The sequence below is a fragment of the uncultured Campylobacter sp. genome (assembly GCF_938039245.1).
In the GTDB taxonomy this organism is placed as follows: Bacteria; Campylobacterota; Campylobacteria; order Campylobacterales; family Campylobacteraceae; genus Campylobacter_A.
In genome coordinates, this window is record NZ_CALHVN010000025.1 from 32565 (window position 1) to 46942 (window position 14378).

11 protein-coding genes are annotated in these 14378 nt (G+C 48.5%); 8 read left to right on the forward strand and 3 right to left on the reverse strand.

The genetic code is table 11. The annotated features are described in order from the left end of the window. The gene (pckA, locus tag Q0218_RS04100) at positions 1 to 1578 is read left to right on the forward strand and encodes a phosphoenolpyruvate carboxykinase (ATP) (protein WP_297966504.1); all 1578 of its coding nucleotides are present in this window, start codon (positions 1 to 3) and stop codon (positions 1576 to 1578) included. A gap of 17 nt (positions 1579 to 1595) precedes the next feature. Beyond that, entirely contained in the window at positions 1596 to 2984 is a 1389-nt protein-coding gene (locus tag Q0218_RS04105; RefSeq protein ID WP_297966506.1) for a CAP domain-containing protein, read from the forward strand. A gap of 702 nt (positions 2985 to 3686) precedes the next feature. Here Q0218_RS04105 and Q0218_RS04110 read toward each other — a convergent pair. After that, positions 3687 to 5276, reverse strand: coding sequence for a glycosyltransferase family 9 protein (locus tag Q0218_RS04110; RefSeq protein WP_297966509.1), 1590 nt, complete (start codon positions 5274 to 5276; stop codon positions 3687 to 3689). Next, positions 5260 to 6291 carry a glycosyltransferase family 4 protein gene (locus tag Q0218_RS04115; protein ID WP_297966513.1) on the reverse strand — a complete coding sequence of 344 codons (1032 nt, stop codon included), beginning with the start codon at positions 6289 to 6291 and terminating at the stop codon, positions 5260 to 5262. Before Q0218_RS04115 ends, Q0218_RS04110 begins: the two co-directional genes overlap by 17 nt. A 133-nt stretch (positions 6292 to 6424) precedes the next feature. On the opposite strand from Q0218_RS04115, the gene Q0218_RS04120 reads away from it, so the two are divergent. Genes Q0218_RS04120 through Q0218_RS04135 form a run of 4 tightly spaced genes read left to right on the forward strand, consistent with a single transcriptional unit; the run spans position 6425 to position 10653 of the window. After that, positions 6425 to 7360: a glycosyltransferase family 9 protein gene (locus tag Q0218_RS04120; protein WP_297966515.1), complete on the forward strand. Its 936-nt coding sequence runs from the start codon at positions 6425 to 6427 to the stop codon at positions 7358 to 7360. Next, positions 7357 to 8409 carry a glycosyltransferase family 4 protein gene (locus Q0218_RS04125; protein ID WP_297966517.1) on the forward strand — a complete coding sequence of 351 codons (1053 nt, stop codon included), beginning with the start codon at positions 7357 to 7359 and terminating at the stop codon, positions 8407 to 8409. Before Q0218_RS04120 ends, Q0218_RS04125 begins: the two co-directional genes overlap by 4 nt. Next, positions 8396 to 9469: a glycosyltransferase family 9 protein gene (locus Q0218_RS04130; protein WP_297966520.1), complete on the forward strand. Its 1074-nt coding sequence runs from the start codon at positions 8396 to 8398 to the stop codon at positions 9467 to 9469. The genes Q0218_RS04125 and Q0218_RS04130 overlap by 14 nt, the downstream gene beginning before the upstream one ends. Beyond that, positions 9466 to 10653 (forward strand): glycosyltransferase family 4 protein, encoded by a 1188-nt coding sequence (locus Q0218_RS04135; protein ID WP_297966523.1) that lies wholly within the window; start codon positions 9466 to 9468, stop codon positions 10651 to 10653. The genes Q0218_RS04130 and Q0218_RS04135 overlap by 4 nt, the downstream gene beginning before the upstream one ends. Here Q0218_RS04135 and Q0218_RS04140 read toward each other — a convergent pair. After that, positions 10601 to 12082 (reverse strand): lipopolysaccharide heptosyltransferase family protein, encoded by a 1482-nt coding sequence (locus tag Q0218_RS04140; RefSeq protein ID WP_297966526.1) that lies wholly within the window; start codon positions 12080 to 12082, stop codon positions 10601 to 10603. The two genes, Q0218_RS04135 and Q0218_RS04140, sit on opposite strands and share 53 nt — an antisense overlap. A 163-nt stretch (positions 12083 to 12245) precedes the next feature. On the opposite strand from Q0218_RS04140, the gene Q0218_RS04145 reads away from it, so the two are divergent. After that, positions 12246 to 13589 carry a hypothetical protein gene (locus tag Q0218_RS04145; RefSeq protein WP_297966528.1) on the forward strand — a complete coding sequence of 448 codons (1344 nt, stop codon included), beginning with the start codon at positions 12246 to 12248 and terminating at the stop codon, positions 13587 to 13589. Continuing rightward, positions 13579 to 14337: a polysaccharide deacetylase family protein gene (locus Q0218_RS04150; RefSeq protein WP_297966530.1), complete on the forward strand. Its 759-nt coding sequence runs from the start codon at positions 13579 to 13581 to the stop codon at positions 14335 to 14337. Before Q0218_RS04145 ends, Q0218_RS04150 begins: the two co-directional genes overlap by 11 nt. Positions 14338 to 14378 lie beyond the last annotated feature (41 nt).

A 14378-nucleotide genomic window follows, 5' to 3' on the forward strand; every position in this document is an offset into this window, starting at 1 on the left:
ATGGTAAATGAAATAGAAAAATTAGGGCTTAAGGATATCAAAAAAATCAACCACAACCTAAGCTACGACGAGCTTTTCGAGCTTGAAAAGGCGATGAATGAAGGGCGCGTATCAAGCAACGGCACCTTTATGGTCGATACCGGCATCTTTACGGGTCGCAGCCCCAAGGATAAGTACTTCGTAAAACAGGATCCGAGCCAAAAATACATCGCCTGGGGCAAGGTAAATCAGCCCATCTCAAAAGAGCTTTTTGACAAGCTTTTAGCCAAAGCAAAAGCTCAGCTAAGCGGCAAGGAAATCTTTATCCAAGACGCATTTTGCGGCGCGAGCGAAAAGAGTAAAAAATCGGTTCGTTTCGTAACCGAAGTCGCATGGCAGGCGCATTTCGTAAAAAATATGTTCATCCGTCCAAACGAGGCTGAGCTGGCTAAATTTAGCCCTGATTTCGTGGTTTTCAATGCGTGCAAATGCAAAAACGAAGATTACGCGAGCGACGGGCTGCATTCCGACGTTTTCGTTATCTTTAACGTCGAGGAAAATGTCGCGGTTATCGGCGGCACGTGGTACGGCGGCGAGATGAAAAAGGGAATTTTTTCGATGATGAATTACTGGCTGCCGCTTGAGGGCAAGCTAAGCATGCACTGCTCGGCAAACGTGGGCAAGCAGGGTGACACGACGCTATTTTTCGGCCTAAGCGGCACAGGCAAAACGACGCTATCGACCGATCCTAATCGCAAGCTAATCGGCGATGACGAGCACGGCTGGGACGATGAGGGTATATTTAACTTCGAGGGAGGATGCTACGCGAAGTGCATAAACTTAGACCCGAGCAGCGAGCCCGAAATTTACGCCGCGATCAAACGCGACGCGCTGCTTGAAAACGTAGTCACCAACGAAGCTGGCGTCGTGGACTACAAAGACGGCAGCAAGACCGAAAACACACGCGTCAGCTACCCGATCTATCACATCGACAACTACGAGCCAAGCTCTGCGGGCGGCCATCCGAAAAACATAATCTTCCTAACAGCCGATGCATTCGGCGTTTTGCCGCCGGTCGCAAAGCTTACTAAAGAGCAAGCAATGTATTATTTCCTAAGCGGCTACACGGCAAAAGTCGCGGGCACCGAGCGCGGTATCACCGAGCCCGTGGCGACCTTTAGCGCGTGCTTTGGCGAGCCGTTTATGCCGCTACATCCGACCGTTTACGCTAAGCTGCTGGGCGAAAAGATCGACAAACATGGTGTCAGCGTCTATCTCATAAACACCGGCTGGAGCGGCGGCGCATACGGCGTGGGCAAGCGAATGAGCATCAAAGCTACGCGCGCCTGCATAAACGCGATACTGGACGGCAGCATCAAAAAGTGCGAATTTGAAAATTTCGAGAAATTTAACCTAGCGATTCCAAAAGAGCTCGCAGGTGTCGAGACGAAGCTGCTAAATCCGATTAACACGTGGGAAAATAAGGACGAGTACGTCGCGACTCGCGATAAACTAGCGGGTATGTTTGAGGCGAATTTTAAACGCTACGAGGACGTAAAAGAGGGCGTGGAATACGCAAAAGCAGGCCCTAAGGCTTAAATTTAAAGGGCGCGGGATTGAAATTTTACTTTGTAAAATGCGGGCTTAAATTTAGCCTTTTAGCCTGCGCCTTTTTTCTTGCGGGTTGCGATATCTTGGGCGGGCAGGGTAAAGACGCCGCGCTAAAGTCCGCCAAGCAGCCTGAGTTTTCTTTTGTTCCTGACTCCGACGCGGTCTCGTATCTAAACGAGTACCGCCGAGGCTCGGGACTCTCCGGTCTAAAACAAAATCAAATTTTAAGCCAAGCCGCCAAAAATCACGCCGAGTATAGCGCCCAAAACGAATACATGGGCCACGACGAGACGGCCGGACGGGCTAAATTTAGCGGCGCGGACCCCGTTAGTAGAGCTATCGCAGCCGGATATAAATCTAGGCATATTCTTGAAAATATCGCTTATAAAAATGATTTTAAAGAGGCGGTGGACGGGCTGTTTTCGGCGATATATCACCGATTCGCGTTTTTAAATCTAAGCGTCGATGAGGTCGGCTACGCGCTTGCGTCCAAGGATAAATTTAACGCCTTCGTCTTTGAGATGGGCAACTCGCGCCTTAACGCTTTTTGCGCTAGGGGTGCGAGCGATACGGGCGCGGGGCGGTTTTATACCAACGTCTGCGCCGATAAAAATCTAAAAATAAAAGACGACAAATTTGATAATTTTACCGGCTCTAGCAAGCCTTTCGTCAAATTTCCCGGCTCTACTGCCGTGACGCCATACTTTAGCGGCGAGATTCCAGACCCATTCCCCGAGTGCAAGATCACGGCAAATCCCGTTAGCATCGAGTTTAACGCAAATGCGGGCGAGATAAAATTTAAGGATTTTGAGATATTTAAAGACGGCAAAAAACTTCAAAATTTGCACGTCATCACGAGTAAAAGCGACGTAAATTCTAAATTTAGCAAAGGGCAGTTTGCGGCTTTTGCGCGCGAGGTTTTTGATTTCGGCGCGCAGTACGAGGCTGTTTTTAGCTACGAGCAAGCAAATGCCCAAAGCGCGGGCGCGCAGCTAAAGCAGATAAAATGGAGTTTTAAAACCAAAACCCCGCAAAACCCGTATTTCGACGCGCGAGACGGCGACGTGCTGGGCGTGGATGCAGGTAAGACTTATGAGATATTTTTCCGCCCCAAAGACTGCAACGACCTCATGACGCGCTATGTTTATAGGGTCTCCGGTTTTGCCGAAGCGCAAATAAAACAAAGCGGCACGAACACGCTAAGCGTGAAGCTAAAAGGCCTAGCGGGCGATACGCTAAGCATAACGGCGGGCAGCACTAGCGTCAAGGTGCGGCTCAAAACCAGCTCGCCCGAGACCGTGCGCGAAAGGAGGGCGTTTTACGTGAAGGCGGGAGCGATGATCGCCGGCGTGATCGTGATCTTTGCTCTGATCGGCAGAAGGATGAGGCGGTAGGATTAACTATAGCTTAGCGTAATCTTAATAAATCTCGTAATTTTTACGGCGATTAATTAAATCGCGGCTCTAAGTCGGTTATTTTCGGCTAATTTTGGAAAAATCGTAAAATATGCCACGGCGTTTACGATAAGCCAACCTTGCGAATGTGGCAAAAATGGACGCAAATCAAACTTAAGCGGTATGATCTGGGATTAGCTCCAAAAGAGTCTAAAAAAGTAAGCGATAGGTGAGCTGCGGATACGAAATCGGCTCGTAAACAATATAATTTGAAAATCAAGATTTGCGTAAAAACGCGCTACGGCAAACTAAAGGCGACAAACGGCATGCGCGAGGCGAATTTCGCCGTAAAACTATGTGCGGGTATTTTGGTTTTGATAAAGTTAGTCTATGTGCATTTAAAAATAATTAAATCTATGAATATACCGATACGAATTTTTTATTTTTAAAACTCGAATTTACGCTGTCGTTTCAAGTATCTACCGTTTAAATATCAAAGAAAATAACCGACTCCGTTAGCGATAGCTTTACTTCTTGTTGCTTCTAAATTAATGCGAAATCTTGAGAATTTTATTAATTTGGGCGGCTTGCTTTTGACGTTTTAGCTACGCAGAACCGTTCTCATATAAATATCGCAATGCTTTAGCGCTAAAATAACGAAGTGCCGATTAAAAAGCAGAGTTAAAACGCAATTTTCTATTTTTAAAAATTTATTTTTTCGCGTTTTTTAATAAACTCTCGCTCGATCGTCTGGATGACGGCTTGCGGCGAGAGATCTTTCATGCAGGCGTGGGTTTTTAGCGGGCAGACGCGCTTCATACACGGCATGCACTCTAGATTTAGGTGCAGGATGCGGGCGTTTTCGTTGCGCCATGGACAGGTCTGCGTAAATCTCGTCGGTCCAAAAAGCGCGATCGTGGGCGTCTTGTAGGCTGCGGCGATATGCATCGGGCCGCTGTCGTTCGTGACGAATATCCCGCCGCTTTGTCCGATGCCGCTGATATTTTCGCAAAGCTCCCGCACGCTCGTTTTACCCGCTAGATTTAGGCACTCTACGCCGTTTTGGCTTAAAATTTCCTCGATCTGCTCACACATATCCCGCTCGCCAGCGCCGCCGAAAATCATAATCTTAAATTCGTCTTTAAAATGCAGCGCCACCTGCGCGAAGTAGGCTGGATACCAGCGTTTGGCGCTTCCGTAGCTAGCGCCCGGATTTAGCCCGAGCACCGGAGCGTCAAATTTGCGCGGCTCAAAGTAAAGCTTTAGCTCGTCGTCCGCCCGTTTTAAATTTAACGCCGCTTTGGCGAATTTTAGGTATTTTTGCACCTGATGCGCGCCGTCTTTGCTCTTTTGAAAAACGAATTTTCTCCCCGCCCGCGCCCCGTAAAGTAAAATTTTACTCGCAAACGAGCTTCTAAAGCTAAACGCCGCGTCAAATTTACCGAGATTTCTAGCCTGCCAAAATAGCCGCCAGAGCCTAAATTTAGCCTTTTTGCTGTTATCAACGACGACGCGCTCGCAGTTTGGATGAGCCTTAAAAAGCTCGCACGCCGCAAACGAGCCGAAAAATACGATTTTGACCGCTTCGCCCGCTAGGCTTTGCGAAATTTCGAGATTTTGATTTTCCTCGGCGGAAATTTTTAAGCAAGACTTTAAATTTTGCGCAGCTTGTTTGTTTTTTAGTTCCGAGTTTTTGAAAACTAACTCGCTAAATTTTTTTCCGTCTGGCGCCGAATTTTGCTCGCTTGCCGTCAAATTTACGCCGTCAAATTTATCGTTAAATTTGCCGCCTAAATTCGCCTCGTCGCTAGCTAAAATTTCGTCGGTAAAAATTTGCCTTTCTTGCGTCACGGCGCCGAAATTTTGCGATAAAAAGCTAAAATTTCGCCCGCTCGCATCAGCCGAAAAAGCGCTCGCGTTATCGCCGCTTGCCAAATTTTCCCCGTCAAATTTGCCGTTTCTAAAAAAAACGTCGCCGTCGTCCGCGCCACCGTCGCTCGTCAAATTTTGCTCGCCTGATTCCCCCGCGCTTTTGTTTGCCGCGCCGGGTTTTGAATTGTCGGTAAAATCGCCCGCAACATCGTCCACACTCGCCGAGCTAAACCAGGGTTTGGCGTCTAAATTTCGACCATCAGGTTTAGCTTCGCTCAAAATTTTGCTTGCCGAGCCGCTAAATTTACGCGCCTGATTCCCCGCGTCAAACGCCGCCGCGTGCCTTGCGATGGCCTCCACCGCGGCGCTTGCCATCACGGCGTCGCCCAGCCAGGTCGGCAGCTCAATCAAGATTCGCACGCACTATCTCCATCGTCGCGTTCGCGTTTTTTTCGATGCTAAACTCGCTGGCAAGCGCCGTATTTCGCTCTTGCAGCATTGCTAGCCGCTCGTTATCGTTTAGGATTTCATCGATCAGAGCGCAGATGCCGTAGTCTTGCGGCGAGTTCATCACAAACTCCCCCGGCAGTATCTCCGCTGCGCCGTTTTGAGCGGTCGTGATAGCGATGCAGCCGTAGCTAAGCGCCTCCAAAACGACGTTTGAAAACGGCTCGTACGCCGTCGGAAACAAAAACAGCTCGCTGCCTTCGTAAAATCTCGCCGTACTTTTTTGCGCACCCGTAAATACGGCGTTTAGGCCTAGTTCCTTGGCTAGATTTTTGTAGCGGGCGGCGTTTTTGTCGCGGCCCACGATCAGGCAGTTTACGGGCGTTTTTAGGCGAGCCGCGATGCGTAAAAACTCGCTTGTGCCCTTGCGTTTAAAGCCGCTTCCCACAAACAGCAGCGTCGGCAGGTTAAAATCAAGCCCGAATTCCTCGCAAAGAGCGAGCTTTGCCGCGCCTCTTTGCACGCGAGTAGGCAAATTTACGCCGTTATAGACAACTGCGATCTTTTCAGGGGCGATCCCGTAGGTTTCGCAAATTTGACGCTTTATGAAATTTGAGTTGGCGATGATTTTTTTAGCATTTTTAAAAGTGCGCTTTTCAAGGTATGGAATGACGAAATTTAGGGGGTTTGTAAACCAAAAAGTCTTGGTTTTCATATAGACTTTATGCACGCCGTCGCCCGCTCGGTAGATGTCGGCGCAGGTGACGCGCTCTAAACTAAAATAAATCTCGTCCGCACCCTTTTGCCGCTTTGCTTGCGAGTTAAAAAGCAGAGCTTTGATCCATGAGCTTAGCTTTTTGCTGCCGTTAAATCCGCGCGTCTCGCACGCAACGCCCGAGTCTTTTAGAGCTTTAACGAGCCGCGAGAGATACCTCTGCGCCCCGCCGATAGCGCCCGGATCGAGCCTTAAAAATACTATTTTTTTCATGTTCGCCTTTTAAAATTTAGCGGTATTTTATAAGTTTTTTGATGAATTTTAGGTTATGCCGGGCTGGCGTCGGATGAGGGCGCAAATAAGTATAAGCGTAAAATAGGTATAATCGCGCCAAAAAAGGAAAATAGTGAAAATTTTGCTCGTTAGAAACGATAACATCGGCGATCTCATCTGCACGACGCCAGCGATTGAAGCGCTGCGAAAGGCTCATCCGCGTGCGCAAATCGACATCGTGGTAAATAGCCTAAACGCATGCGTCGTTCGCGACAATCCATTTTTAAATAAAATCTATATCTACACTAAACCAAAGCACGTAAAAGGAGCGGCGGCAAAGGTGCGAGCGTTTTGGGGGAAATGCAAAATTTTGCTTCAAATTCGCCGCGAAAAATACGATGCGACGGTGATTTTTAGAAGCGCTTATTCGCCCTCCGCCGCGATATTTGCCAGAGCCGCCGCAGCTAAAACGACCATAGGCGCAGCAAAGCAAAACGAGGGCGGGCCACTAATAACGCATAAACTAAACTTTAATCCTCCGCCTCCTCACGAGGTGCTGCTTTGTTACGAGCTAGTAGCGCCGCTGGGGGCGAAATTTGACGGAGAAAAGACGCTTTACGTACCGAGCTTTAAAAGCGAAAAATTTAAGGATTTTGTATTTTTTCACGTCTCTTCGAGGGTGGAGCAAAACCGTATTGACGAGGCTAAAATTTTGCGAATTTTGGGATTTTTAAAGCAAAATTTCGGACGCGTCGCCGTTAGCGCCGAGGACGTGAAACTAGGCCAAAAAGTAGCGCAAGAAGCGGGCGTAGAGTTTGCCGCGACAGCGAGCCTAGATGAACTTGCGGGCTACATCTGGGCGGCTAAATTCGTGCTTACGCTTGACGGCGGCGTAGCGCATCTAGCTCCTGCGCTTGGCGTAAAAACGGTTCTGGTACTTGGCAAAACGGACGCCGCTCGCTGGGCTCCCATTTACGGCGGAGCGGAGTGCGCCTTGCTGCAAAGCGCGAGTAAAAGGGCGCAAGACGTCGCAGACGAGGAAATCTACGAGGCGGTCAAAAATATATGAAAAAAACGGATAAAATCAACATCCTAGAGCTTGAAAGCTCGCTAGGCTTTGGCGGTCAGGAGCACCGTACGCAGCGCGTCATAAACGGCCTAAATAAGGATAAATTTAAGGTATTTTACGCGCTAAATCCAGGCTCAAAAAGCTTTGAAAAGCCCATTGATTGCGAGTTTGCGGAATTTAACCTAAGCAAGGTCTATAATATTTTTGAAATTTTTAAAATTTGCCGTTTCGTGCGCGAAAAAGGCATCTCGGTCATCGCTACGCACTCGGGCAAGGACGGCAACATCGGCGCGATCGTCGCCAAGCTAACGGGCGCGAAAGTCGTGCGTACTAGACACCTGCAAACGCCGATCAGGTCGGCATTTAGCTACAACGTAAACGATAAAATCGTGGCCGTCTCAAACGCCGTAAAATCACAACTCGTCTCGCAGGGCGTGCAGGGAAATTTGATAGACGTTATCTATACCGGCGTGGATACGGCGCGGTTTAGTCCAAATTTTACTAAAAATATAAAAACGGAGCTAAATTTGAGCGCGGACTGCGTCGTAGTCGGTATCGTAGCGGTATTGCGCGCGGCAAAAAATCATCAGCTTTTATTTGAAGCTTTTAGCGAGCTAAATCTGCCAAATACCACTCTAGTCGTGGTCGGCGACGGTCCGCAGGAAGAAAATTTAAAAAAAATTAAGACGCCAAACATCCACATGCTGGGCCCCCGCACCGACGTGAGCGAGTTTTTGGGTAGTTTTGACGTTTTCGTGCTGCCATCAAAGATGGAGGCGCTAGGCACGGCGCTGCTTGAAGCGCAGTCGTGCGGGGTGCCTTGCATCGGTAGCGATGCGGGCGGCATCGGCGAGGCGATAAGTAGCGGCGAAACGGGGCTCTTGTTTAAAAACGGCGATAAAGAATCGCTCAAAGCGGCCTTAAAAACACTGATAGAAGACGCGGCACTTCGGGCGAAATTTAGCGCGAACGCGAGGGAATTTATCGTGCGAAATTTCTCGATAGAGACGATGGTCGCGCAGACGGAAGCGATGTATGAAGCTCTTTGAGAGCGCGGCGCGGCTCATTTTGCGCTTTAAAAGCGTGCGCAAAACGCAGCTGGTTACGCAGCCCATACAAACGGTCTGTTCTTTTAGCAACACCGCGCTTGGCGATACGATTTTTAACACGCCCGTTTTTCGCGTTTTTCGGCAAAATTTCCCGCACGTACGCACCGTCGCGCTGCTAAATCCATCTACCGCTCCTCTTTTTAAAACCGATCCGAATATCGACGAAATTTTGCTTTACGACGGCAAAAAAGGCGGCTTTTTGCGCGCTTTATCGCAGCTAAAAAAGATAAAACCCGACGTCATCTTTATCCTGCACTCAAACGAGCCCGAGGCCACGCCGCTAGCAGTTTTAAGCGGAGCTAAATACGTCTTTAAGCTGCCAAATGCGGGCAGTAAATTTAGCCCCTTCCACTCAAACGCGCCAGAGCCATACGGAGATGAGCGATACGTCGTGCTAAACCGCTTAGAGCAGCTTAAATTTGTAGGCATCGAGAGTCGCGACACGAGGTTAAATTTATATTTGCGAGACGAGGACTTTACCCGCGTCGATGAAATGCTAAAAAAAGACGGCAAACGCAAATTTATCGGCTTTCAGATGGGGGCTAGCACGGTTTCCAGGCAGTGGTTTTGGCAGCGTTGGCGGGGGCTGGCGGGAATTATTTTGGAGCGCACGGACGCCGTCATCGTGCTAACGGGCAGCCCCGCCGAGCGAGCGATGACCGCGCAGTTAGACGAGGAGTTAAGAAGTTCTCGCGTGATAGATGCGGCGGGTAAATTTAGTCTGCGAGAGGCTGCCGCGCTGATAGCTAGGCTTGACGTGCTTGTCACGCCCGATACCGGCCCGCTGCACGTCGCAGCTGCGCTAAAAACGCCTACGATCGGGCTTTTTGCCGTCGCTTCGCCCGTGAACTCAAATCCGGATTTTGACGAAAATATCCATAAATTTATCAAAAAGCCGCGCACCTGTTCGCCTTGCGTCGGCAAAAACTGCAAATTTCAGGAGTGTATGCTGCAAATCGAGGCGGATGAGGTCTGGGAGATGCTAAAGGAAATGATTTGAAAAAGATTTTGTTCGTCGATACGGGGCGCGAATACGGCGGCGGGACGAAGAGTTTTTTGTATCTTTTGCGGGGGCTTGCCGCGCAGCAAAAATACGATCTTTGCGCATTTTTTGAGACTGATTACGAGGCGGGCGGACGCAAAATCTCGCAAATCATAGAAGAGGTCGGGGCTAAATTTATAAATTTTGCGCCTAAAAAACAGCCCTCAAAGCTAAAAAAAGAACTTTTACGCGCGCTAGGCGGTCAAATTTTAGCAAGACACCTCTATAAAAAAGACTACGACTACGCGCTTTGCCTGCTGCGGCAGGCGCGCCCCGATATCCTTCATCTAAATAATCACTTTTCAACCAATCTTGCCTACATCGCCGCCGCAAACGCCCTAAATATCGCGGTAGTGCAGCATCTGCGTAAAAACTCTGCCGTCGAGTCCTTTAAACTTGAGATTTTAAAGCGGCTAAAATTTACGCCCGTTTGCGTTTCAAATGCGACTTACGAATTTTACGCCGCGCAGATAAAGATACCTAAAAACGTGGTTTATAATCCCGTGGAGGCGCCTGTTTTGAAACGAGAAAAGTCTGAAGCGAGCGAAAATTTGAGCTCCTCGCAGACAAATTTAAAAGATAGCGGCGACGGTAAAAGCGCCGTCCTAAAAGCCGAATTTGACGCCGAAAAAATAAATATCGTAATGCCTGCAAATTTCTTGACGCTTAAAGGCCATGAGCTCGTTTTTGACGCGCTTGCGGGACTAAAAAGAAGCGATGTAAAGGTTTATTTCGCGGGCGCGGGCGAGCTAAAAGCGGGTGCGAAAGCCAAATTTGACGCGCTGATAAAATCGGGTAAGGCCGAGTATCTGGGTTTTGTTTCCAAGATGGACGAGATTTACGCCGCGTGCGACTACGTGCTTGGATTTTCTAGCGACGAGGGGCTGCCCAGAGTCGTCATCGAGGCGCTTGGCTGCGGGCTTGGCGTGGTGTACTCTGATATCGTCGTTATAAGGGAGATTTATGAAATTTCCTCAAAAAAGCAAGATTTTTTTATAGTTCAAAGAAGCTCGGACGCGCTTTTAGCCTGCTTTGAGAGCTTGCGAAAACCCGCCTCAAAAAGCCCCGACGATGCCGTTATAAAGGCATTTAGCATAGAAAATTATCTTCGCGGGATAGATAGGATATATAGCGAACTTTGACGAAGGCCTCGATGTCTGCGAGGTTTTGTTCGCTAAGCTCGAAAAACGCACTCGCGTCGATGTCGCGTACAGTTTTAAACACGGAGCTAACGGGCGGCAAATGCGAGTTTATCACGAGCGAGTCGGCGACGCCCCTTTGCTCGCTGGCAAAACAAGGCCCCATCAGGCAGATCGTGGGCGTGCGCACGCTATCTGCGACGTAGTAGTTGCCCGTGTCCGAGCTCGCGTAAAGCTGCATCTGCGAGAGATAAAACGGCAACTCCTCAAGTTTGATTTTATCTATCAAAGAGATGATTTTTAGTTCGTTTTGGCCGAATTTTTTGACGTAAGTATCGCAAATTTGCGAGCTAAAATTTGACTCGTCGCTAATGCCCTTTTCGCTGTAAATTTGAGCTTTTGATTGCTTGCCGTTTGCATTATCGTATGCCGCCTTGCCTGTGTTTTTAGCTCTTAGGGGTGGCGCGCTATTTATGTTTTCGTCGCCGTTTTCGGCGGTTTGCTCTGCGTTTAAATTTAGCTTTTTATATGCGGAGTTTTGAACGGCAAATTTTACTGCGGCACAGCTTGCTTCGGTCTGATTTTGGGTATATGAAATTTGCTCCTCGTTTGCATTTTTAAGACCGCCGTAAATTTCGCTCGTATCGCTAGCCAAATCTGCACAAATTTGTCCATCGCCAGGATTTTTTGCCTGCTTTTGATCCGCATTTTCCGCGAGCAGGTTTTTTAGCAGAGTAGCCTCCTCGCCGACGCCGAAAATATAAACCTCGCAGTCAAATTTGGCGAAAATTTCAAAGATTTTTTCCCAAGTTTTTTTTGGCGGCGTTTTCATTTTATTACCCGCGCTTAGGCTCACGCCGATCTTAAATTTGCCGCTTTTTATTAGATTTTCTTGCGGAACAACGAGCGGTTTTTGCAAGCATTTTTCATATTTTAGCTCGCTCTCGTCCAGCGTTTTTAGGTAGGTTAGTAGCGTTAGATCATTTAGAGTATGCGGCACTTTTTTCATACCGAGCGCCAGCAGGGCAAAGTCGCTAGATACCGCGTAGTGACGCACGACGACGATATTTTTAGCTAGCGTGCAGCGCGCCAAAAAAAGATTTAGGCTGTTTGGCATCAGTACGTAGACGCTCTCGTAGCCGCGCGAAAAAAGCCCAAGCGCGAGTCCTAGTTTTGAGGCCTTTTTACGCCTTACGTCGTTTATCGTAAATATTTTTTCTATTCGCCGGTCGTGTTTTGCGAAGGCTAGATTTATCTCGTCGATTAGCACGTCAAATTTGCCCAGCTTTTCAAAGATCACGGCCGAGTTTGCGTAGTCGCCGATTTTAGCGGTTTGTATGAGTAAAATTTTGCCTTTTTCGCCTTTAAATTTTAGCTTTTTCATCGCAAAAAGATATGGGTAAATCAGTAAATATATGAGAAAATATATCAAAATTTAGACCTTTATTATTTATAGAATTTAGCCTAAATTTAGCATAAATTTATAAATTTACGGCCGGTTTTTGAGCGATTGCGAGTAAAATTTAGCCAAAAACCGCTTACTGGATTTTAATGATTTTATCGTTATAATGGGCGTTTTAAAATTAAGGGAGAAAATGACGAAGCTACAAAACCGCTTGCAAAACGCCGCCTTATACCTCGTTTGCGTTTTTATCGCCTGCGAGCATATCCCGCGTATGACGGCGGCGAAAAATATCTCGCTTTACCTCGCGCTCGTTTGCGCGATCTGGCTTTATTTTACCGATAGGACGCGATTTGCCGCAAGGGTTGGCGTAAATTTTAGCATCTCTCGCACGCCAGCGTTTTGTCTTATCGCATTTACCTTTTACGCGTTTTTGATCTCGGCTTTTCCCTACGCGCCGCAGTTTGATTCGCTGGGCAACGCTGCGGGCGAGTTTGGGCGCGGATTTGCTTTTTTGCTCATCGTCTACGTCGCGGCAAACGGCGAGACCACTCAAGCAAAAGCCTTTTTTTACGCGCTGATAGCGGCCTTTGCGGTTATTAGCATTTACTACGCCGCGCCACTTTTTAGCGAATTTGAGAGGCTTGGCAACGCGAGCGAATTTGACGCGCGGGTCGTGCGCCGAGCGTATGCGGACTATGTGGATAGGTTTTTGCCTTTTGCGCTGGCGGGAGTTTTTATCTTTAGGCGACTTTGGGCGCGGGTTGCGTGCGGCGCGCTTTGTTTAGCGGCCGTCGGGCTTGACGTTTTGAGCGGCGTTAGGGGCAGCTGGGGCGCGATGCTGGTTTGTTTTGTTTTGTTTGGTTTTTGTTTGTATATCTTAGACGGCGAGGCGAAGCGTAAATTTAAACTCTTTGCCGTTATTTTTGCCGTTTGCGTCGCGGGCGCGTCGGCGGCGGTTTTGAGTTCGCCCACGGCGATGTATAAATTTTTGCAGATCGGGATAGTGAGCGAGGCAAATGTCGAAAACGAGAGTATGAGAGAGCGTATCGCGGGTGCGGGCTTTAGCTCGGGGCGCGATTTGATTTTAAAGGAGCGCTTGCCGCTGCTTTTTGCTAGTCCGCGTGCGATAACTGGGCTTGGATACGGCAAGGAGCAGTATGACGCCTTTTTGCGTGACGAGGCGGACAAAGGCGCACATATCTCGATGATGCAGACGCGGCCAAACGGCGAGCGGTATTGGTTTAACGACGAGCCGTTTTTTATCGGGCACTACTACTACTACGGCGCGGTCGGTACGGTGCTACTGCTTGGTGGTTTCATCTCTCTCTTGGCGTATTCGTTTAGGCATTTTTTACGCTCGCGCGAGCTGCTTTTTGCGGCGATTTTTATCTCGCTTGCGTGTTATTTCGGCGTGCGCGGGCTGTTTGAGGCGATAAATTTACGCATACTTTATATGTTTTATATGCTAGGATTTTTCGTCTTACTGGCGGCAAATTCGCGGGCGGGAGCTAAAGGAGGCGGCGTTGAGCGTTAGCGTTTTGATGTATCATCACGTTTTAAAAAAGGGTGGATTTATCGCCTCTAGCGCGGAGGATTTTGCCTCGCAGATGCGGTTTTTGGCAGAGGCGGGCTACAAAACGCTTACGATGAGCGAATTTATCGCCTACAAAAAGGGCGAGCTAGCCGTGCCCAAAAAAAGCGTCCTCATCACCTTTGACGACGGCTGGAAGGATAATTACGTTTACGCCTACCAGGTCTTGCGCAAGTTTGGGCTACGGGCGACGATATTTTTAGTGACGCAGTGGATAGAGCGCGCGAGCATGCGGCGGGGCGAGTTTATCGAGCTAACTCACTCCGAATACAAAAAAGCAGCGCCCCAGCGCCCGCAGGACGTATTTTTGAGTCTTAACGAGATAGCTGCGATGCGGGACGTTTTTGACTTTCACTCGCATACGCACACGCATTTTGACGAGTATTTCGGCGCGCTCTCGCCTGAGGAAAATTTCGCTCGGTGCCGCGAGTTTATGCGCGAAAATTTAGGCATCGAGGATAAAATTTTATGCTGGCCGCGCGGCAAATACGACGAAAATTTGATGCGTCTAGCTAGGCAGGTGGGTTACGAGGCGTTTTTTACGACGCAGCGAGGCATAAACAGGCCTGACGGCGACCTATCTGCTATCAAGAGAATCGCCGCTAAAAAGGACGCCGCGTGGCTAAAGCGAACGCTTTTTATCTATCAAAACGACTTTTTGGGCGGGATATACTCAAAGATAAAAAAGTAAAATTTGGGTATTTTGACGAGTCTAGCTAAAAATTGGCCCAA

Excerpts from the sequence above, each read along its gene's own strand:
- pckA (WP_297966504.1), top strand. The coding sequence starts at position 1 with ATGGTAAATGAAATAGAAAAATTAGGGCTTAAGGATATCAAAAAAATC.
- Q0218_RS04145 (WP_297966528.1), top strand. The coding sequence starts at position 12,246 with ATGACGAAGCTACAAAACCGCTTGCAAAACGCCGCCTTATACCTCGTT.
- Q0218_RS04125 (WP_297966517.1), top strand. The coding sequence starts at position 7,357 with ATGAAAAAAACGGATAAAATCAACATCCTAGAGCTTGAAAGCTCGCTA.
- Q0218_RS04130 (WP_297966520.1), top strand. The coding sequence starts at position 8,396 with ATGAAGCTCTTTGAGAGCGCGGCGCGGCTCATTTTGCGCTTTAAAAGC.
- Q0218_RS04115 (WP_297966513.1), bottom strand. The coding sequence starts at position 6,291 with ATGAAAAAAATAGTATTTTTAAGGCTCGATCCGGGCGCTATCGGCGGG.